Annotated in this window: 22 protein-coding genes; 17 read left to right on the forward strand and 5 right to left on the reverse strand. The window is 38.5% G+C overall.

Annotated elements, in window-relative coordinates; all coding sequences use genetic code 11:
* Window positions 1-7 precede the first annotated feature (7 nt).
* The 14 genes from atpD to MKX57_RS02810 all read left to right on the forward strand — a co-directional run bounded on the left by atpD (window position 8) and on the right by MKX57_RS02810 (window position 10799).
* Window positions 8-1423, forward strand: coding sequence for a F0F1 ATP synthase subunit beta (gene atpD / locus MKX57_RS02745; protein ID WP_008180540.1), 1416 nt, complete (start codon window positions 8-10; stop codon window positions 1421-1423).
* Window positions 1424-1447: 24 nt separating this feature from the next.
* On the forward strand, window positions 1448-1855 hold the full coding sequence (locus tag MKX57_RS02750) for a F0F1 ATP synthase subunit epsilon (protein WP_025114765.1): 408 nt from the start codon (window positions 1448-1450) through the stop codon (window positions 1853-1855).
* 77 nt (window positions 1856-1932) lie between these two features.
* A complete protein-coding gene (locus MKX57_RS02755) occupies window positions 1933-2172 on the forward strand; it encodes a DUF1146 family protein (protein ID WP_008180537.1) in 240 nt (79 codons plus the stop codon).
* Between the two features lie 366 nt (window positions 2173-2538).
* Window positions 2539-3852 (forward strand): UDP-N-acetylglucosamine 1-carboxyvinyltransferase, encoded by a 1314-nt coding sequence (gene murA / locus MKX57_RS02760; protein ID WP_069480000.1) that lies wholly within the window; start codon window positions 2539-2541, stop codon window positions 3850-3852.
* A 136-nt stretch (window positions 3853-3988) separates the two neighbouring features.
* Window positions 3989-4873: a stage II sporulation protein D gene (spoIID, locus tag MKX57_RS02765; RefSeq protein WP_237068733.1), complete on the forward strand. Its 885-nt coding sequence runs from the start codon at window positions 3989-3991 to the stop codon at window positions 4871-4873.
* A gap of 37 nt (window positions 4874-4910) precedes the next feature.
* The gene (locus tag MKX57_RS02770; RefSeq protein ID WP_089986953.1) at window positions 4911-5588 is read left to right on the forward strand and encodes a M23 family metallopeptidase; all 678 of its coding nucleotides are present in this window, start codon (window positions 4911-4913) and stop codon (window positions 5586-5588) included.
* 156 nt (window positions 5589-5744) lie between these two features.
* A complete protein-coding gene (locus tag MKX57_RS02775) occupies window positions 5745-6005 on the forward strand; it encodes a sporulation transcriptional regulator SpoIIID (RefSeq protein WP_025114760.1) in 261 nt (86 codons plus the stop codon).
* 210 nt (window positions 6006-6215) lie between these two features.
* Window positions 6216-7211, forward strand: coding sequence for a rod shape-determining protein (locus MKX57_RS02780; protein ID WP_008180529.1), 996 nt, complete (start codon window positions 6216-6218; stop codon window positions 7209-7211).
* A 21-nt stretch (window positions 7212-7232) separates the two neighbouring features.
* Complete coding sequence (locus MKX57_RS02785) at window positions 7233-8066, forward strand: flagellar hook-basal body protein (RefSeq protein WP_089986954.1); 834 nt, start codon at window positions 7233-7235, stop codon at window positions 8064-8066.
* Between the two features lie 31 nt (window positions 8067-8097).
* The gene (locus tag MKX57_RS02790) at window positions 8098-8937 is read left to right on the forward strand and encodes a flagellar hook-basal body protein (protein ID WP_036123074.1); all 840 of its coding nucleotides are present in this window, start codon (window positions 8098-8100) and stop codon (window positions 8935-8937) included.
* A 42-nt stretch (window positions 8938-8979) separates the two neighbouring features.
* A complete protein-coding gene (locus tag MKX57_RS02795; RefSeq protein ID WP_025114757.1) occupies window positions 8980-9264 on the forward strand; it encodes a DNA-directed RNA polymerase subunit beta in 285 nt (94 codons plus the stop codon).
* Window positions 9265-9319: 55 nt separating this feature from the next.
* Complete coding sequence (gene fabZ, locus MKX57_RS02800; protein WP_036123078.1) at window positions 9320-9763, forward strand: 3-hydroxyacyl-ACP dehydratase FabZ; 444 nt, start codon at window positions 9320-9322, stop codon at window positions 9761-9763.
* 151 nt (window positions 9764-9914) lie between these two features.
* A complete protein-coding gene (locus MKX57_RS02805; RefSeq protein ID WP_008181355.1) occupies window positions 9915-10298 on the forward strand; it encodes a hypothetical protein in 384 nt (127 codons plus the stop codon).
* Window positions 10299-10406: 108 nt separating this feature from the next.
* Window positions 10407-10799: a hypothetical protein gene (locus MKX57_RS02810; RefSeq protein ID WP_089986955.1), complete on the forward strand. Its 393-nt coding sequence runs from the start codon at window positions 10407-10409 to the stop codon at window positions 10797-10799.
* Between the two features lie 200 nt (window positions 10800-10999).
* Here the strand turns inward: MKX57_RS02810 and MKX57_RS02815 are convergent, their stop codons facing one another.
* The gene (locus MKX57_RS02815) at window positions 11000-11425 is read right to left on the reverse strand and encodes a YwpF family protein (protein ID WP_025114753.1); all 426 of its coding nucleotides are present in this window, start codon (window positions 11423-11425) and stop codon (window positions 11000-11002) included.
* Between the two features lie 297 nt (window positions 11426-11722).
* On the opposite strand from MKX57_RS02815, the gene ssb reads away from it, so the two are divergent.
* Window positions 11723-12121, forward strand: coding sequence for a single-stranded DNA-binding protein (gene ssb / locus MKX57_RS02820; protein WP_008181361.1), 399 nt, complete (start codon window positions 11723-11725; stop codon window positions 12119-12121).
* Window positions 12122-12361: 240 nt separating this feature from the next.
* Here ssb and MKX57_RS02825 read toward each other — a convergent pair whose 3' ends face one another.
* Entirely contained in the window at window positions 12362-15136 is a 2775-nt protein-coding gene (locus tag MKX57_RS02825) for a DEAD/DEAH box helicase (RefSeq protein WP_107921616.1), read from the reverse strand.
* Window positions 15133-16707: a hypothetical protein gene (locus tag MKX57_RS02830; RefSeq protein WP_107921615.1), complete on the reverse strand. Its 1575-nt coding sequence runs from the start codon at window positions 16705-16707 to the stop codon at window positions 15133-15135. The genes MKX57_RS02825 and MKX57_RS02830 overlap by 4 nt, the downstream gene beginning before the upstream one ends.
* 205 nt (window positions 16708-16912) lie before the next feature.
* On the opposite strand from MKX57_RS02830, the gene MKX57_RS02835 reads away from it, so the two are divergent.
* Entirely contained in the window at window positions 16913-17389 is a 477-nt protein-coding gene (locus MKX57_RS02835) for a hypothetical protein (protein ID WP_008181368.1), read from the forward strand.
* A gap of 199 nt (window positions 17390-17588) precedes the next feature.
* A complete protein-coding gene (locus tag MKX57_RS02840; RefSeq protein ID WP_008181370.1) occupies window positions 17589-18419 on the forward strand; it encodes a flagellin in 831 nt (276 codons plus the stop codon).
* A gap of 39 nt (window positions 18420-18458) precedes the next feature.
* On the opposite strand, the gene csaB is transcribed toward MKX57_RS02840, so the two are convergent.
* Together csaB and MKX57_RS02850 are read right to left on the reverse strand one after the other, a co-directional pair.
* On the reverse strand, window positions 18459-19538 hold the full coding sequence (gene csaB, locus MKX57_RS02845; RefSeq protein WP_342550733.1) for a polysaccharide pyruvyl transferase CsaB: 1080 nt from the start codon (window positions 19536-19538) through the stop codon (window positions 18459-18461).
* Window positions 19538-21451, reverse strand: coding sequence for a DUF5693 family protein (locus MKX57_RS02850; RefSeq protein WP_107921613.1), 1914 nt, complete (start codon window positions 21449-21451; stop codon window positions 19538-19540). The genes csaB and MKX57_RS02850 overlap by 1 nt, the downstream gene beginning before the upstream one ends.
* Between the last annotated feature and the right edge of the window lie 2 nt (window positions 21452-21453).

The raw sequence follows: 21453 nt of genomic DNA on the forward strand, positions 1-21453 counted from the left end.
CACAGTAATGAATAAAGGACATGTTATTCAAGTAATGGGTCCAGTTGTTGACGTAAAATTTAACAATGGCCAATTACCAGCAATCTATAACTCACTAACAGTTAAGATTGAACGTCCTAATGAAGAACCAACAATTCTTGCATTAGAAGTTGCGCTTCATTTAGGTGATGATTCTGTTCGTACAATTGCAATGTCATCTACTGATGGCTTACAACGTGGAGCAGAAGTAACAGACTCAGGAAAAGCTATCTCAGTACCAGTTGGTGAAGTTACTTTAGGTCGTGTATTCAACGTACTAGGTGAAGTAATCGACTTAGGTGAAGAGATTCCAGCTGACGCTCGTCGTGATTCAATTCACCGCGAAGCACCAACATTCGAAGAACTTTCAACTACAGTTGAAATTCTTGAAACAGGTATCAAAGTAGTAGACTTATTAGCACCATACATCAAAGGTGGTAAAATCGGTCTCTTCGGTGGTGCCGGCGTAGGTAAAACAGTATTAATCCAAGAATTAATCAATAACATCGCACAAGAGCACTCTGGTATCTCTGTATTCGCTGGTGTAGGTGAGCGTACTCGTGAAGGGAACGACTTATTCTTCGAGATGAGCGATTCAGGCGTTATCAAGCAAACAGCGATGGTATTCGGTCAAATGAACGAGCCACCAGGTGCACGTATGCGTGTAGCTTTAACTGGTCTTACAATGGCAGAGTACTTCCGTGATGAGCAAGGTGCTGACGTACTTTTATTCATCGACAATATCTTCCGTTTCACGCAAGCAGGTTCTGAGGTTTCTGCCCTATTAGGTCGTATGCCTTCAGCGGTAGGTTACCAACCAACACTTGCTACAGAAATGGGTAAACTACAAGAGCGTATTACGTCTACGAACAAAGGATCTGTAACTTCTATCCAAGCGATCTATGTACCAGCCGATGACTATACTGACCCGGCTCCAGCTACAACTTTCGCCCACTTAGATGCAACTACTAACCTTGAGCGTAAATTATCAGAAATGGGTATCTACCCTGCGGTTGACCCATTAGCTTCGACTTCACGTGCATTATCACCTGAAATCGTAGGCGCTGAGCACTATGCAATTGCTACTGGTGTACAACGTACAATCCAACGTTACCGTGAATTACAAGATATCATTGCCATTTTAGGTATGGATGAGTTATCTGATGAAGATAAACAAACAGTAGAACGTGCTCGTCGTATTCAATTCTTCTTATCACAAAACTTCCACGTAGCGGAACAATTCACTGGTCAAAAAGGTTCTTATGTACCTGTAAAAGAAACTGTTCGTTCATTCAAGGAAATCCTTGATGGCAAATGGGATCACCTACCAGAAGATGCTTTCCGTCTAGTTGGTTCAATTGATGAAGTAGTTGAAAAAGCGAAAAGCATGGGCGTAGAGGTTTAATACTAGGGACGAGGAGGAAAAAATATGAAGACAGTTCTAGTCAATATTGTCACTCCCGACGGCCCGGTATACGATTCTGAAGTATCAATGGTAATCGCTAAAACAACTTCAGGAGAAATCGGTGTTCTTGCAGGCCATATTCCAATGGTTGCTCCACTTGCAATTGGTGCAGTGAAGCTTAAAAAAGCAGACGGTTCTACTGACATTGTTGCTGTTAGCGGTGGTTTCATTGAAGTTCGTCCAGAAAAGATCTCTATTTTAGCGCCTTCTGCTGAAGTTGCTGTAAATATTGATGTTCAACGTGCAAAAGAAGCCGTTAAACGTGCTGAAGGACGTCTTCAAGGTAAACAAGACAACATTGATTTCAAACGTGCTGACCTAGCATTAAAACGTGCGTTGAATCGTATCAACGTTCATGAGGGTAATATCTAATTCATTTTTAACGGGCAGATATAGCATCTGCCCGTTTTTTAAAGTGCTTAAATTATAGGACAGTTGGAGGGGGAAAAATGGAGCTTTATGAAGCAATAGGACAAGAAGCTTTATTAGGCATATTATCGCATTTGTTTTTTATAGCTATTACATTTTACGCATTACAGGCTTTTATGACAGAAAAATTATTCAAGAAGAATAGAGTATTTCAGATTCAACTTATTTATATTTTATTGAGTATTACAATTGGTTCTGCGGTATCCAATTTCTTTCTACAAATATCTAACTGGTCTGGGAAACTTCCATACTTATTTTAAAGCCTCGACAATATCAATTCGAATCTTGCACCTTAACACTACATACTTCAAAGGACTTTATAATAACATTTATGTGGCCCTTTGAACTATGTATAAAAAAACTTCTAAAAGTTGTTTTTTGTTCATACATCTTTGGGTATGTATTAGAAGCGAACTGGTTATTGGTCATTCACAAAAAAAAATTGATAGCGTACAATAAATAAATAGCAAAATATCTAATAATGCCTTAAAATAGTGATTTGGACGCTTGAATGGGCGTTAAAAAAGTTGTACTATAGAGTTGTTTGTTTACTGATTATGACATTATACTTCTTTATTAAAATAAAAATTCGGTAGGTTAATAGATTGAATTCGGAGGGACATAGGGTGGATAAAATAATAGTGACTGGCGGCCAAAAACTACAGGGAAAAGTACGTGTAGAGGGCGCAAAAAATGCAGTGTTACCAATCCTGGCAGCAGCTTTACTTGCTTCAAAGGGAGAAAATGTAATTAAAGAAGTCCCTAACTTAGCAGACGTCTTTACAATAAACGAAGTACTTAAAAGTTTAAACGCAGCAGTTACATATATACCTGAAGATAATGCCGTATATATAGATGCAACAAAAGAACTTTCTAGTGAAGCACAGTTTGAGTTTGTTAGTAAAATGCGTGCATCTATTTTAGTAATGGGATCATTGCTTGCGCGTAATGGCTATGCTCGTGTTGCGTTACCAGGAGGATGTGCAATCGGTTCTCGCCCAATTGAATTACACTTAAAAGGTTTCGAAGCAATGGGGGCGAAGATTTCATTTGGTCATGGCTATGTAGAGGCAAAGACAGAGGGTCGTTTAAAAGGAGCAAATGTATATTTAGACTTCCCAAGTGTTGGGGCAACTGAAAATATTATGACAGCAGCATCTCTAGCAGAAGGGACAACTGTGATCGAAAATGCTGCAAAGGAGCCTGAAATCGTTGACCTTGCTAACTTCATTAATAGTATGGGTGGTCGTGTAATTGGTGCTGGTACAAATACGATTCGTATCGAAGGAGTCGATACATTATATGGAGTAGAGCATCATATTATTCCCGACCGCATTGAGGCTGGTACATTTATGGTAGCAGCAGCTATTACTAAGGGTGATGTGGTCATCGAAAACGCAGTTCCAGAGCATATGACAGCTTTGATTGCGAAGATGCGCGAAATGGGCGTAGAAATTATAGAATTGGATGAAGGTATTCGTGTACGTGTTCCTCAGACATTAAAAGCTGTGGATATTAAAACAATGCCACATCCAGGCTTCCCGACAGATATGCAATCACAAATGATGGCCTTAATGTTGACTGCAGAAGGTACGAGTATCATTACAGAGACAGTATTTGAAAATCGTTTTATGCATGTTGAGGAGTTCCGTCGCATGAATGCGGGTGCTAAAATAGAAGGACGCTCTGTGTTTATTGAGGGGCCAGTACAGCTTCAGGGGGCTGAAGTAATGGCAACGGATTTACGAGCTGCGGCTGCACTGATTTTAGCAGGTTTAGTATCAGAAGGAATTACACGTGTTACAAAGCTTCACCATTTAGATCGTGGATATGTTGATTTCCATGGTAAATTGGCTTCTCTTGGGGCAAATATTGAACGTATTACGGATGAAGAAGTTGTGACGACTGAAGACATTTCTGTTGAATTACCTACAAACTAATATGATGTTAAAACCCTTTGCTTACAGAAGCAGAGGGTTTTTTATTTCTCATAACTAAATAGTATTAAGCATATTATTCCTTATGAAAAAATGGATGATTAGTATAGGTGTCCTTTGTTTATTGGGGGCGTTATATGTGCTTCCTGTTTTAGGATTAAGCGAAAGACGGGAGGAAGTGCAACCTCCAACAGCAGATGAAAAAGCTTGTGAACTATTTATAGAAGTGGAGGGACAAAAGGAAAAAATTCCTTTAGAGACGTATATAACCGGGGTAGTAGCGGCAGAAATGCCTGTTTCTTTTAAAAAGGAGGCATTGAAGGCACAGGCTATTGCAGCACGTACTTATGCGTTAAAAACGACAAATTACGGTAAAAAAGCAATCGCACCGACTGTAGCAAAGCAAGTTTTCTATGATGAGAGTCAAAGAAAAGCGAATTGGGCTAGCAATTTCCTGGGAAATGAAAAGAAAATTGTCGAAGCCATCAATGAAACGAAAGGACAAGTTCTTCTTTATAATAATGATTTAATTACAGCTATGTTTCATTCAACAAGTAATGGACAAACAGAAAGTGCCTACGGCTATAGTGGAAATAATATTCCATATTTGCAAAGTGTTGCAAGTGTTTCAGATCAAACATCTCCGAAATTTGAGGCAGAGCAAGAGTGGTCACTAGCACAATGGAATAAATTATGGCCAATACAATGGCAAGCTAGTGATTTTAATCGTATACAGCTATTTTACAATGACTCAGGGCGTGTGGAGCGTCTACAGTTAGGGAATAATGTTTGGACAGGGAGAGAGGTTCGAACGTTTCTTGGAATACCATCCACTGACTTTTCAATTGTTTATAATGATAATACTAGAAAGGTTCATGTGAAAACTAAAGGATATGGTCATGGAGTAGGAATGAGTCAATATGGAGCAGAGGCTATGGCAAATGAAGGGAAAACGGCTGCTGAAATTTTACACTATTATTATAAAGATATTGAAATAAAAAAAATAGATGCATGTTTAAAATAACTTCTAGTTGTTCACACTGCAACTAGAGGTGATGAAAATGAGAGAGGATAAAAATAATAAAGCTTCTCAAAACCAGAATCCAAATCAAAAGGAAAATGGTCAGTTACAAAAGAAACCATGGTTTTGGCCAGTAGTTTACACAGGTGGTGCACTGGTTCTAGCAGGATTGTTATTTGGTTACAATAGTCTCGTATCTAAAGTAGAAGATGCACCGTTACCAGATTTAGCAGAAGTTGATTCAGGTCCTGTTGTAGAAACAAATGCACGTACTGAAAACATGATGTATCCATTCAAAGAAGAGAGCCTTAGTAAAGTACAAATCTTACAAGAGTTTTATGAGCTAGAAGCGAATGAAGAGTCTCGTGAAAATGCACTAATGGTATTTAATCAAACATTTACAACGTCTTCTGGTATCTCTATTGCTATGAATGGTGAAGAATTTGAAGTACTAGCTGCTATGACTGGTAAAGTACTAGAAGTAAAACTAGACGCATTTACAGGCAATAAAATTGTCATCGAGCATCCAAATGGCATGCAAACACATTATAGCTCTGTAAAAGATATCGCTGTAAAAGAAGGCGATGAGGTTACTCAAGGTCAAGCTTTAGGAAAAGCGACTGATAACGAGTGGAATCAAGCGGCTGGCGTCCACATGCATTTCGAAGTAGTTGAAGACGGAAAATATATTAATCCGAAAAAATTACTAGCTTTTTAATTCTAAAAGCTAGTAACGCATAAAAAATCAGCATTTTATTAGGAAAATGCAAAACGTGTTCTGAATAGCTTTGTCCTCACATAAGGTGAAGAAATGCGCAAATGTGCATCTGATTGCCAAAGCATTTTGTGAAATTGTGTGGAAAGGACGAAGAACGTGCATGAGCACATTCGGAAGCGCTGCATACGCCTCGGTGAATTACTGATTGAGACGCGTGAGACTGTGCGAGTCCTCGCGAAAATGACTGGTTATTCAAAAAGTACGGTGCACAAGGATTTAACAGAGCGATTACCAACAATTCATGAAGGATTAGCTGACCAAGTGAAAGAAATACTCGCCTACCATAAGGCCGTACGTCATATTCGCGGAGGAGAAGCAACGAAAAACAAGTGGAAAGAAAGAGCGAGTCAAGATTGATTCGTTCTTTTTTGTTGTGTGAACAGGCATATAATAAGTTTGTTTAAGGTAAAGTAATACTATATTATTGCCGTTCAGAACGTGAAAAGAAAACAGTCTTAATCATTAAATACAGGGTGAAATTACCAATAGAATATGATAAAATATTCTAGATAAAGAGATAAAATGAACGTTATGTAGTTTGAACTGGCGGGAAGGAGAAATTATAAAATGTTTTCGAAAGATATCGGCATTGACTTAGGTACTGCGAACGTATTAATCCACGTTAAAGGTAAGGGGATTGTCCTTAATGAACCATCTGTAGTGGCTATTGATAAAAAGACAAATAAAGTATTAGCGGTAGGGGAAGAAGCTCGCCAAATGGTAGGGAGAACGCCAGGTAATATTACAGCAATTCGCCCACTTAGAGATGGAGTCATTGCAGATTTTGATGTGACTGAAGCGATGTTAAGACATTTCATCAATAAATTAAATGTCAAAGGATTTTTAGCAAAGCCACGTATTCTAATTTGTTGTCCAACGAATATTACAAGTGTTGAGCAAAAGGCAATTCGTGAAGCGGCAGAGAAATCAGGCGGTAAAAAAGTATATTTAGAGGAAGAGCCAAAAGTAGCAGCGATTGGTGCAGGCATGGACATCTTCCAACCAAGCGGGAATATGGTAGTTGATATCGGCGGTGGAACAACAGATATTGCTGTTCTTTCAATGGGTGATATTGTCACAAGTGAATCCATTAAAGTGGCAGGAGATGTGTTTGATAACGATATTTTACAATATATTAAAAAAGAATATAAATTGCTAATTGGTGAACGCACAGCAGAAGCCATCAAAATGACAATCGGAACAGTTTTCAAAGGTAGTCGTAATGATACAATGGATATCCGAGGTCGTGACATGGTGACAGGTTTACCACGTACAATTTCTATTCATTCTGAAGAGATCGAACGTGCATTACACGAATCTGTAGCAATGATCGTTCAATCTGCAAAAAATGTTTTAGAAAAAACACCACCGGAGCTATCGGCTGATATCATCGATCGCGGCGTTATTATTACTGGTGGCGGAGCACTTTTACATGGTATGGACCAACTATTAATTGAAGAATTAAAGGTACCTGTCTTCATTGCTGAAAGACCAATGGATTGTGTAGCTATTGGAACAGGCATTATGCTTGAAAATATAGATCGTGTACCAGCGTCCTTATAAAATTAAAATGAGGTGATCTCTTTGTTTAAAGGTTTTTATACAGTTGCAACCGGTATGATCACGCAACAAAGAAGAACAGAATTACTATCCAACAATTTAGCTAATGCGAATACACCGGGATTTAAGGCAGACCAATCAACGATTCGTTCATTCCCAGATATGCTGATGTCTAGCATCGGAAAAACAAATGCGCCTGCCAATCAACAAGCAGGTGCCGAATATATGAATCAAGTAGGCGCTTTAAATACGGGGACATATTTACAAGAAACATTACCAAATTACATACAGGGCCAAATCTATAGCACTGATTTTACAACAGATATGGCATTGATTGATGGAAACTTACCACAAAATGAAGATGGTGTATCTGGCTCAATATTCTTCAGACTCGCACATCCAGATGGTGGAGAAGCCTATACACGTAATGGTAATTTTACTTTGGATGGCCAAGGTTATTTAGTAAATGGGCAAGGCCTTTACGTGTTAAATGATGCTGGACAACGAATCCAGTTACCTAATGATGATTTTCGCCTCGATGAAAGTGGCGCCATTTACGTTAATAATCAGCAAGTAGCGCGAGTAGGCGTATCGTATGCTGCCAATCCGAATATGCTACAGAAACAAGATAACGGTCTTATTCGGACAGAAAATGGCGTAAACCTGCCATCAGCCTATGGGGCGAATGGTGTTTCCTTTACACTACGTCAAAACTTCTTAGAGGGATCAAACGTAGATTCTGGTCGTGCCATGACAGATTTAATGACAGCGTACCGAGCATTTGAAGCCAATCAAAAAGTATTACAAGCTTATGATCGCAGCATGGAAAAGGCTGTTAATGAAATCGGTAAAATTTAATGGACGAAACAGAACAGGAGGCTTTTTATAAATGCTACGTACAATGATTACAGCAACTAATACAATGGGCCAATTACAAAATAAACTTGATACGATTAGTAATAACATCGCCAATAGCAATACGACAGGCTTTAAAGCGAAGGAAGCATCTTTCAATGAGTTACTCTATCAACAGTTTAATAATGACAAACTGGATCGTGCTGAGCGACAAACGCCTGTTGGTATTCGCTATGGATCAGGCGCAATGCTTGGTCAAATTAAATCCAATCAAAAGCAAGGTTCTTTGCAAACGACTAATCGAGATTTGGACTTAGCCTTTACAACAGCAAAACAATATTTCAATATTTTAATGCCAAATGGTGAAAATGGGACTGAAACAGTGTATACTCGACAAGGTGACTTTTATTTATCGCCGCTAAATAATGGAACAGTTATGCTAGTAACTGCTGAGGGATACCCAGTGGCAAATGCTGCTGGACAAGCTATTACATTACCAGATAATGTGCAAGGATTTTCAGTACGAGATGGTGGTATACTAGAAGCATCTTATCCAAATGGCGATATCATTCGTACGGATTTAGCGGTTACTGAATTCCAAAAACCGCAACTAATGGAACATGTTTCAGGTTCTTATGTTGGATTACCAGACAACCTTGCTGAACTTGGCTTTACACAAGCTGAGGTTCTAACAGAGCTAGTAGGTGCTAATCGTCAGCAAATTGGCATGCAAGGTGGTACTTTAGAAATGTCCAACGTTAACCTTTCGAAGGAAATGACAGAACTAATTCAAACACAACGTTCCTATCAATTCAATGCAAGAACGGTTACATTAGCAGACCAAATGCTTGGTCTTATTAATGGTATTCGATAGGAAGTCATCCTAAAAAGCAAGGAATGAAGAGGAGTACAATTTATGACAAACGATTCACGTCGACGTTCTGTGCCGACACAAGAAACCGATACGCAACCAGAAAAGAAAGAACGCCGCTCAAATGGAGAGCAACGCGAGGTTCGATGGGTGCAAATCCGACTGATTCCGATTTGGTTACGCATTGTAATTGTTCTCATCTTAGTTGTTGCTGCCGCAACATTAGGCGCAATGGTTGGCTTTAGTGTTATTGGAGAAGGAAATGCTATGGATATTTTCAAAAGAGAAACATGGCAACATATATTTGATATTATGCATGGTAAAGAATAATTTTATTCTTTACCTTACTTTGTGTATACATACTTTATTTTGAGGGGGATATGACATGTTAACAGCAGAGCAAATTCAAGCAATTTTACCACACCGCTATCCATTTTTATTTGTAGATCGCATTATTGAATTAGAAGAAGGAAAACGTGCAGTAGGCTTAAAGAATGTTTCTATGAATGAGGATTTCTTTAATGGGCACTTCCCAGGATATCCAGTAATGCCAGGTGTGCTAATTGTAGAGGCATTAGCACAAGTAGGTGGAGTAGCTCTTTTAAATGCAGAAGAATTTAAAGGGCGTTTGGCATTTTTAACGGGTGTTGATAACTGTCGTTTCAAACGTCAAGTAGTACCTGGAGACCAACTTAAATTGGAAGTGGAGTTTGTAAAACTTCGTGGTTCGATGGGTAAAGGACATGGAATAGCAACTGTAGATGGAGAACTTGTATGTGAAGCCGATATTCTATTTGCAATTGGACCTGAGCAGCCAAAGCAAGCATAATTTGCATTTATAGACCACAAGATATAAAATAGATAAAGTCAAGTCAAAAAAATTGAGACTAGTAGGTTCTTAAATTGCGATGGCGATTAAGCGATTGTGAATTGAAATAGATGTAATTTTTAGGTTTTACAAACGTAGGAGGATTATTAAGATGTATAAGGAATTGTCTTCAGGTATTAAAATTAGCATTACTCGTTCTATTTCAACATCTTTTGAAACATACTTAGCAAGTATTGGTTGGGATGAAGAGCGCTTTTCTATGGAAGACTTCATTGCAAGCTGGCAGACTTATTTCCAAGAGAATGCAGCATGGATCGAAAAAATTCCAGCCGAAATATTGATGAGTGCAGAGTTTCATGAAGAGATGGCACAAAAAATTGATGAGGTCATTGCCAAAATTTTAAATGAAGAACCAACAGCACAGCAAGTTGAAACAATCGAGGCATTGCAAAAAGAGCTAGGCACAGACTATAGCTATGACTGTAAAGCAGAAGCAGCATATATTGAACAGTTATTAAAAGAAAAACAAAAATAGTTTGATCAAAAATCGGATAGTTCCCTCCTTTCTCGGGCAATCTATGTTAGATCACAAATACACATGATGTATTTGATGACATAGTACCAAGAAAGGAGGTTTTTTGCTATGTGGAAAATGTCATTTTTAACCATTATTCTTGCTACTGTATTCCTTGGAGGATGTAACTGGGGAAATAAAGCAGTTGAAGATCATCCTGTGAGAAACGCAGAGACTGATGTTCGTAATGGTGTTGATCGTGTCGAGGATGCATTAGATCCGAATAGACGAGACGATGCATACGATCGAAATGTAAATGGTGTTGAACGAGGTACTGTAAATGAAAATACAACATTACCTGAAGCAACAACACCTGGTTCAAATGCTGATATTAACGGCACAAATGGCTATGACAACGTACCAAATGCGAATGGCGTAAACGGTGTTGAGCGTAATGACAACATGGTGGATGAAAAAGCCAACGACACTGAGAAGTATCGTGACGGTATGAACAACCGATAATATCAAAAGAGTGTTTCCTACATGGAAAACACTCTTTTTTTATGAGTCAGGGAAGCGGAGTAACTATAGAAATATAATATTTTACGCTATTCATGATCTTGCTCACTAAAGACTGGTGTCTACAAGCCCTCATCTAACAGAAAAATCTCCAAGATATTGCAATTGTTTCTTATAAAAAACGATGCAAAAATTTTGCATCGTCAGTCATTCTTTAATTTTGGTCGCTGTTTCATATCTTTTGTAAAGCGTTCCAGTAAATGTTCTAAAGAAACACCTTCAGCTAGTAGTTCAGAAAGCAATTGTTCAGCATATTTAGAGCGTTTTATCTTGAGTGTACCTTTTAAAAGTACGGATACATGGTCACCGATTTCTTGAACAGTATGTACGATTACCTGGAAAGGAGCGGGTTCATTATCGGGAAATGAAATAACGGCACGTACATTAAAAATAGTAGCATTCGCTAAGAGCTCATCAAAGGTTGAGCGATATTGTTTTTCCATAAACAATTCGAGTACCCAAGACTGATGGCTATTTTCCTGATTAATAATAATGCCATCGACTAAAGGGAATGGTTGCACGCCATCTTTTGTGACAAGGTCAAAGGAAAGCATTTTAAATGTTTTCATTATGTATATTCCTCCTAAGTCTGTCATTCTTTTAGTATAACACATACGGCTACGGTTGTTGGTCATACGCACCTGCTCGTTAATTTCAATAAATGCGAAATTACTGATTTCATGAAATAGCATTTGCCATTACTGCCTAAAGCATTCTGGTGAAAAAATAAGAAATAAAAGAAAAATAAAACAGGTTATTTACCTATTTTATGCTGAAGAATTGATGCAAATTATCACTTTCTGATTTTGCTAATATTGGAGTCGTTTTGTAAGATGAGAGCAATCCAAAGCAAAGGAGGTGAATGAATGAATCAAGTCGGACTGGTCGGAAGGTTTACGAAAGATCCGGTATTACGCTACTTATCTGGAAATCGTGTGCAGACTCATTTTTCACTTGCCATTAATCGCAATTTCAAAAATAGTCATGGGGAAGTAGATACAGATTTCATATTCTGTACAGTTTGGGGAAGGCTTGCAGAACATATTGTCAAGTATTGCGGGAAAGGCTCATTAATTGGTGCAAACGGCCGTATTCAAACAAGGTCATTTGTAAATGAAGAAAACACTAAAATTTTTATGACAGAGGTAGTGGTCGAAGATGTTCGATTTTATCAGCTTAAACAAAGGGACAGTGACGAAGCTTCTATTGTGACGCCACCTCCTCCGAATGAACAGGAAGACTTAAAAGACTTTGTATTACCATAGCATGCTACATACGGCGCAGGAAAAATTATTGTCTGATCCGCCATTCTCCTTAATCTTCTTGCACCGTTGTAACAGAAAGGAATGATGTGGACTAACATTTACTGAAGAGTTGCTGTAGACCGCACAGCAATGAAATTTTTAACACAACTGAATATGTTTATGAAGTAAGTAGGGAAGAGAAGAGAAGTAAACATGGTTCCACTGAAAAGCGCCAAGAACTTTTGCCCTTGGCGCTTGTCATTAATATATATCTAATGAAATGAGGTCACGAAGTTCTTGATCCTCTAATTCAGTCAACCACTGGCTTGATTGAATAAGTTCTTCTGATAGTGCTGATTTTTGCGCTAGCATTTTATCTATCTTTTCTTCAATTGTGCCAAGTGTTACAAATTTATGGACTTGCACAAATTGTGTTTGCCCGATGCGATAAGCACGATCGGTTGCTTGATTTTCGACAGCTGGATTCCACCAGCGATCTGCATGTAAGACATGATTAGCAGCTGTTAAATTAAGTCCTGTTCCACCTGCTTTTAAGGAGAGAATAAATATCGGGAAATCTCCTGCCTGAAACGCCTCTACTAAGCGGTCTCGTTGCTGCTTAGGCATGGCACCGGTTAAAAAAGGTGCATCTACATTGTATAATTCACTTAAGCAATGCTGTAGCAATTGTCCCATTCCAATATACTGTGTAAAAATCAGACATTGCTCGCCATTGTCCACAATTTCAGCCGCCATTTGCACAATGCGCTCTAGCTTTGCCGAACGTGCAAGCATTGTTTCGGCATCCTCGAAAGGTTCCTTTAAATATAGGGCAGGATGATTACATAGTTGCTTTAATTTACTGAGCATTTTTAAGACGCGTCCCTTTTTTTGAAAGCCTGTTAACTCTTCTAGCTGATCAAGCGTCTCTAAAATATAACCTTCATAAAGAGAAGCTTGCTCGGCTGTTAATGGGCAATACTCATTTGATTCTAGCTTATCTGGCAAGTTCAGCTGCAAATGCGGATCACGTTTTGTCCTACGTAATAAGAACGGTTGAATTTTCGTACGTAGCTTTTGTTTATGGGATTCAGATTCATCTCGTTCAATGGGCAATATAAATTCTTCATTAAAGCGACCAAAGCTGCCTAAATAGCCTTTATGAATAAAATCAAAGATAGCCCAAAGCTCAGATAGACGGTTTTCTACAGGCGTGCCAGTCAGGGCAATGTGATGATCACCCAGTAATTTACGAATGGCTTTTGATTGTAAGGTCTGCATGTTTTTAATATTTTGAGCTTCATCTAATACAACAGTTGCCCAATCAATATCCTGTAAAAATTCAGTATCCTGTGACACAGTACCATAGGTTGATAAAATGACATGTGGCTTATCAATCGATATCATTTTTTTGAAATCATCATCTTTTGCACGGTTAGTTTGGTAATGAGTATGGACAATTAGTGAAGGAGCGAATCGAGCAAGCTCCTTCTGCCAGTTACCAAGCACTGAGGTTGGGCAAATAATAATGGATGGTTTTGTATAATCAGCTACTGCTTCATATATATGAAGTAAATAGGCTATCATCTGTACCGTTTTACCAAGACCCATATCATCGGCTAGGCACGCACCGAAACCTTGCTGACGCATAAAGACTAGCCATTCAAAGCCTTCAATTTGATAAGGACGTAATTCTGTTTGTAATGACTCTGGAATTGGCACAGTAGGTAAACCCTTTTTATCTAAGAGTTGTTCCATATAAGCCTTTAACGATTGTTGTATCTCCAATGCAAAGATAGGATCATCCCTAAGCGCATCGTCAGCATCCTCTTCTTCAAGAGGTGCAGATAAATCTTCGGGCAATTCTCTGAATAATAATTCTCGGACAGTCCAGCTCTCATCTTCTGCCTGCTGCATTAGAGCACGCATTTCTTGCATCCAGTTAGCGTCAACACGGAACCATTCTGTTCCTATTCGAATAAATTCACGCTTTTCTTCCACCAACTTTTTAAATTGCTCAGGTGAAATCATCTGTCCATTCATCGAAAATTGCCACTTGAACGTTAAAATATCATCTAATCCAGCGACTTTTTTTGTGGATGCATTACTAGTTGTGACACGGACACGGAATTTGGATTGTTTTAAATCCTTTAGCCAGGCAGGAAGTACCACATCAAAGCCAAGTGCCTGTAATCTGGCAAGATCCTCACGTAAAAAAGATCGTACCTCCATGTCTTCAAGTGTCATACGAATAAAGGTTTCGCTACTGATCGCATCTTTAGATAGTAGATCGACTATTTGTTGTTGTTGCTGCTCAATCTCAGTTGCAAACATTCGCCATTTTGTAGGTAGAGCATCTTCGATAAGTAATGACTGCTTACGAATGGCAGGTGTCCAGTAATTTTTTGTAGTAGGGGTACTAAGGACCGTTTCTAATAGCCAAACATCTGAATCTTCTTCTGGTTCACTTAATCGTAAAGAGACTGTAATGGCACCAATTTGGCGAGCTTGATCTAATGGCCAGCCACCTCGCAAGAAAAAGGGCAATAGCTTTGGTAAATCAGAAAGTATTAGGCCTACTTGTGAAAGCTTTTGCTGCACCGCCATTTCTAATAATGCAGAATCTATATCATCTATAGGAAAGGATAGTGAAGAAAAATCCTCTGCAATGACAGCATGTGACCAAAGAGAGGGCTCCTGCCAATAATCTTGTAACGCCAATACTTTACCTAGCCATTCTTTACTATCTTCATTTACACCAACCCAGCTGATAAAGGGATGTTGATAGCTTGTTGAAAAAATATCAAGAAGCTCAGCAGTGGACACCTCAATTGTTAAATCAGCCTGGTTGGTTAGTAAGCCGTAGATATTTGCCTCATACGTAAAGAACAATGAAGATTTGAATGTTTCTACGTCGATTGTTGTACCATTTGCAGTATAGCCCCGCAACGTAAAATATCCTTCCCGAGCTACATCAATACGAAGCTGTTGAGTTTTAGAAAAAGGGGAAGGAGCATTGGTATTTATTGTCATCATACTAAGTTTCCTTTCTCGATTTCTTCCTGTAACGCACGGAGTCGCTTATATTCTGAACGAATTGTTTGTATATACGTTTCAAAATAAGGCATTTTACCAGCGCGTTTTGCGGCACTACGCATACTTTTCCAAATGCGCACCGCCTGTTTATAATTCATGCGTGATTTTTGGGCAATTTCCGCCATTGCATATACATGATATAAAGGTAAAACCGTAGCTGGTTCAACTTGTAACACATCCTTTAATCCACACATCTCTAAATAAGATAGTGAAGAAGGATTTAATTGATGAAGAGCTGCCCAATCTCGATAACGTCCTTTTTTAATTAAGAACGAAGAGAATGGTTGAAGGCCGTAAACTCCAAAGGCGCTGTATAGAATAGCTTCCTCTTCCTCGGTAAGCTGTATTTCATCAAATAAAAGCTGAAATTGACGAACATACTGAGCCCGTTGTACAACTGGTACGACTTCCTGTAAAAAGGCCTCTGTCATTGGCAGTATTGCTCGTAAAATAATAGCCATCGCATGTGATTCGCCAGCACGTTGAGCAAAAGTAGCGAGTTCAAATAGATCTTGGATATGTTGCAATTTAATATGTTTCAAATTTTCAAGCAGTAAGTCCTCTTTTTGTAAGAGTACATAAAATAATAACCTTAATGATTCTAAGGATATTTCTGCTGAAGGGTTTTCAAGATTATTTATATAATCTAATTCCTGCTCACGTCGAGGCTTTTCATAAAAAAGCACCGCCCAAAGTAGCATGTACAGGCGAAGTCGATTTTGAAATAATCCATGTCGTTCTAATAAAAACGTCCGTACTTCCTCTTGAAGAGCATCATAAAACGGGTCAGTCGCGAAAAGTCGAGACCGATTAGTCAGCTCTGTAAGTATGGTTTCAAAAGATTGACTGCTTTGATCAATAAAGTATTTCATATAAGGTGAATCCAATGAATGACCAGGTGTTTCATTTAAATGTCGCCAAATTGTATTGAAAATAGCTAACTCCATATACAGTTTATAAAGAGGTTGCCATTCACGCTCAAAGGGCATATGTCGACGAAGACGCTCCAAGGCATCAGTCCTTATAGCAGAAAGGCCATAGCCTTCTAAAACCCGACCTGGTGGCAATAATCGTTTCATTACTTCCTCAACCATCATGGACCAACTTTGTGGGCTACGTTCATCAGCTAATGATTTTAACTGGACAGATTTTTGAGCACGCCAAGCACTCGACCAATTTTGAACTGAATCAAAGTACTGGTAGAGAGCAAGTAAAGTCCCTACCTGATGTCGACACCATTTTTGCTGAGGACAGCTACAGCGTAGCTCTTCCTTGGCGAAATCAATTTCAACAGAAGCGGGTCTGACATCCTGGACAGTTGCATATAATATAGAACTGGCTCCATTAAAACGGTCAAAAATAATGGACTTATTTCTAACCGAAAAGACAGCACGACGGACTAGTTCTTCATCTTCCGTAGAGGAAGGATGTAAATCATGTTCAGCTTCTTTTAATTTAGTTAACACGAATTCTTGATGTTCTTTAGCCAATTGCGATATTGACAATGCCATCACCTCACTCCTTTCTTCATATATGGCTATGTTTAATATGGATTAATTGTAGTAAAGGAAAAAAGACTGTCCTTCCATTATACGATTAAAATGCGGCAATGATAAGCTGAATGATCAGAAAGAAAGAAATTGATTCAAAGATAGTTAACAAGACTTTTGATTTATGTTAAAATCTGAATAATCAGATAATCGGGAGGGATGAAGGATGATGCAAGTTCAATACATGAAGCCGTTTTATACAAAGATTACTGGAGACAAATTACGTCTCGTATTTGCTTATCAATATTTCTCTATTTTAAAAGAGAATGAGATTTTCCATTTCATTCCCATAGAAGGTAAAGAGATGATTATCAACATGAAGACACAGCAAATTGAAAATTTATCTGAGGTGTTTGTTTTCCAAAAGGGCAATCGATTTATTCGATTACCACTTTATCAGCTACTCCTTATTACGAATGTCCATGATCATCTGGCACCTATACTTGAAAGCGCAACACCGAAGCAACAACTTCCGCTTGTTTCGACTGTGACTGTAGGCGAAATTGATCAACTTATTGCAGAGATTGAAAATAAAAATCTAGATAACTTAATCGATCAAGCATTATTAGAGAACAATAAATTACTCTTTTTTAATCTATTACAGCAAAAGAACCATCAACTTGGAGGTTTCAAAATTGAATAGATGGTATGCCCATTAAGCACCCACTTTTCTTACTAGAAAAAGGGGTGCTTTTATTATCCCGGATAGGTCAAAAGTATAGGGGGAGAAATAACTTTTCTACAAATAGTTAATAAATCCTGATATATTGGAAACTATTCCTAAACCAAATATTAAAAAAATGGAGGATAGACCGATATAAGTGACAGAAGGTGGTGAGTAAATGCTAGGTAATTGGTCGGCTACGGGTATGTCGATTTTGAATAATATGAATCGACATTATGGTGCTATGAGTAAAGCAATGCTACGAATTTCTACAGGTTACCGAATTAATAGTGCAGCAGATGATCCAGCGGGTCTTGCCATTTCTGAAAAAATGCGTGCTCAAATTCGCGGATTGAATATGGGGGCAAAGAATATTCAGGATGGCATCTCATTAGTGCAGACAGCAGAGGGTGCATTAAATGAGACACATGCGATGATTCAGCGTATGCGAGAACTGGCAGTGGAGGCAGCTAATGATACATTAACGGATGAGGATCGGAAACAACTGGATTTGGAGTTCCAAGAGCTGAAGAAGGAAATTCAGCGTATATCAACCGATACTGAATTTAATACAAAAACATTACTGAATGGCGATTATGAAACAAATGGGATTAAAATTCAGGCAGGTGCCAATGCAGGGCAGAGCATTGAACTGTTGATCAATGGCGTCGGTTCAGAAGCACTCGGTTTGAAAGATGTTTCGATTGCTACGAGGGATGAGGCAGATAAGGCTATTTCTTCTATGGAAGACGCTTTAAAACGAGTATCCAATGAACGTTCTCGTCTTGGTGCCTATCAAAACCGTTTGGAACATGCCTATAATGCCAATGTGAACACTGCAGAAAATTTACAAGCAGCAGAGTCGCGAATTCGAGACGCTGATATTGCAAAAGAGATGATGAATATGGTAAAAGCCCAGATTTTAATGCAGGCCAGTCAATATGTTTTGGCGATGCATATGCAGCAGGCACAGTCCGTTTTAAAATTATTAGAAGTCGGAAAAAAATGATGAATTTCAATTAATATTGAAATTCATCATTTTTAATGTTTATTTAGAAAAAGTCTCAATCGCTAATTTAGCTGTTGCCGTAGCTTCGTGCTGTAATGGCAGCACAGCCTGACGCATATTTTCTTGAACGGTCGTATACGATTCTAGAATGGCGATAGCTCGTTCGAACAATGTGACACCGTTCCAATCATCCTTCTCGACATGCCCAATTACCGGTTGATCAACAATATCAGCAAATGCATCAATTTTCGGATCATACGAAATGGCGATAAAGGGTGTAGCATAAATGGCAGAAAAGATTAGGGAATGTAATCGCATCCCAATTAATAATTGAGATTGTCCAATAACCGCGATTTTTTCCTCAATGGATAAATCGGAAGGAGCAATTAAGCTTTTTTCCTGCATGAGTGCTGCCACTTCCTGAGAAGTTTTTAAATCATGCTCACCATGCATGGGTAAGAAAACAATTTGCTCACCCTGACGCACTAATTGGTCTAGGCTATGTGCAATTTTTTCTTTATACGCTATTGTAGATGGCCAGTCACGAACACTAACTGAAATATAGCTTTCGGCTGTTAGAGATTCATGTTCTAACCATTCACAATGAAAGTCGCCACCGTTTAGCCCCATCACAGGATCCGGCACGATTTTAGCCTCTTTGCGTACACCAATTTCTGTTAAAAGAGTTTGAGAAGCTTTATCTCTAATGGTAATTTGATCGACCTTGTTAAAGGTTTTTCGTACGATAAATTTACTAAGAGTGTGGTTGATTGGACCCATACCTTGGGCGTAAACAAATACTGGCTTCTTCAGCCATTTTGCAATTTGAATAACGCCAGCATAGTAAGGAATAGTTTTCATGCCTGTTTGATCCTGCATTAAACTGCCGCCGCCACTAATGAGTCCATCAGCAGTTTTAAGCAATTGGTGGATTTCTTTCATTTTCCAACGATTCACGGCTTTCACGCCATATGTTTGCTCTGTAGCAGAAGGGTTATTCGACAATACAGTGATTTCTATATCATGTTGCCATTTCTTCAAACCTTGAATAATGGACAGCAGAATAGCATCATCGCCGACATTATCGAAACCATAATAGCCAGATAAAACAATGTGCATTATGACCACCTCGCGATTGCCTTAGAAACCCAACGATAACCTACTTTGAAAATTAGGATAAAGACCAGTCCTATAATAAAACCAAGAGACACACTGTATAGGGTACGCAATACAGAAACAGCTACTGGGATGTGTAAATGTGTAAAGGTATTAACGATTGATAAGAATCCGATCACACCTGGAACGAGTAAGATACTACCCCATTTGCGATTAATGCCCATTACGTATAATGCTAAAACAAAGAATGGGAAACCAATTAAGAATTCCTTCGTTCTTGGTCGTACATATAAGGTATTTTCTAGCCATTGTCTAAACGCTAATTCTAAATCGCTAACTGAGCCAGAGTTACCAGTTCGGCTAATGTAGAATAAACCAATACCCGCCACGACAATTAGTAGAAGCACATGCCAATATTTTAATTCTTTGTTTAACAATGTTACGGTATTTGATAAAGATTTTTTAATATTTTGATCAGCTAGTCGGTTGATCTCAATTAATGTAAATAGAAGGACGCCCATAATTGGAATCAGATAAACTAACTTCACGCCTTTGAACGTAGCAAAGCCTGTCATAAAGGCATTGCCATTTAATAGGCCAATGACAATAACAATCCCGATAAGGCTAATCGCTACTGCCTTCAAGTATTGCACAAGAATTTTAGACATTTTCGTAGAACCTTGAGCCGATTTAATTACGGCATAGGTAGGTGCAAGGACGGCAATAATTAATGCAAATGCCTGTAAGAATAGAGTACTTTTCAGGATAAAGTACGCAATAGCTAATACTGTCATAAATCCAGCTGCCGCAAAGCGTAGAGGCATCCATTTGACTAATTCTGAAACGATAAAGGTAAATAAAATACCTGCTAATAATACAGCCGCTGTAACCCAGGCTGGTACAGCTACCTTATCAAACAGCTTTGGCTCGCCAGGTTGGAAATGATCTGGCATTGCATCATGTACTCCATTTAAGTAGTCAATTGTTTGCTCCACATTTTCCTTGGCATTTCCAGTTGTTTTAATATGGTAGAAGATAGAGCGGATATTACGCTCTTTTACAGCTCTTGTTGTACGGTCAATACTTTCATTTAACTTTAATTTCGTTTGTCTGTTGATGTTAATACTATGCAAGCGAATCATCTTGTAATCGGTCTTTTGGGCGATTTTACTTTCGCCCTTCAATGGATTACTTTCAATTGTATAGAAGTAATAGCCAGCATCACTTAATTTTTCTACTAATTGATGGCCGTCTTCTTGTCCAAAGCCAATCGCTTCATCGCCTTGCCCAAGCAAGCGACCTGATGAACCATCTTTTAAAGCTAGTAATTGATTCACCAATTTATCGTTAGCCACTTCATTATCGGCATTTTCCACTTTAAAGACATAGCCTAATCCATGCTTACTAATGACATCCATAGCAGGTTGATCGTAGCCAATTGGTGTTTTTAAGTCAAAGTTATGGTTAGAAGTAGGGAGGAAATAAAAAGCTTCTTCTCCTATTTGAACTTCTTCAGGCTCTACGCTATTTTTGATGAGTTTTTGGTAGTCAGCATTTTCAGGTACTCGAATATAGTAACCACTCTTTGAACGATCAACAGCATCTTTATAAGGTGTAAATAATAATTGTGCTGCTAGGTCGTTTTCTTTATAAACAGTAATTAAATTTTGTTTTTCCATTTCCTTTAACGTTAAAGGCTCTAGACTAACAGTTGTCAGCCCAGCTTCCTTTAAGGAGGAAAGGATTTCATCCATTGTTAAATCACTGTTTTTATCTGCAGTTTGTATTTCATCAAAGGGAATCACAATTTCATAAGAATCATTCGATTGCTCCGCATTCCACCTCATCATAATACCTGTGGAGGAAACGACGAGTAAAAGAACAATAATTCCCCAAAGCCATTTCTGTTTCGACATAA

This window comes from Lysinibacillus sp. FSL M8-0216, from assembly GCF_038595555.1.
GTDB classification, from domain to species: Bacteria; Bacillota; Bacilli; order Bacillales_A; family Planococcaceae; genus Lysinibacillus; species Lysinibacillus fusiformis.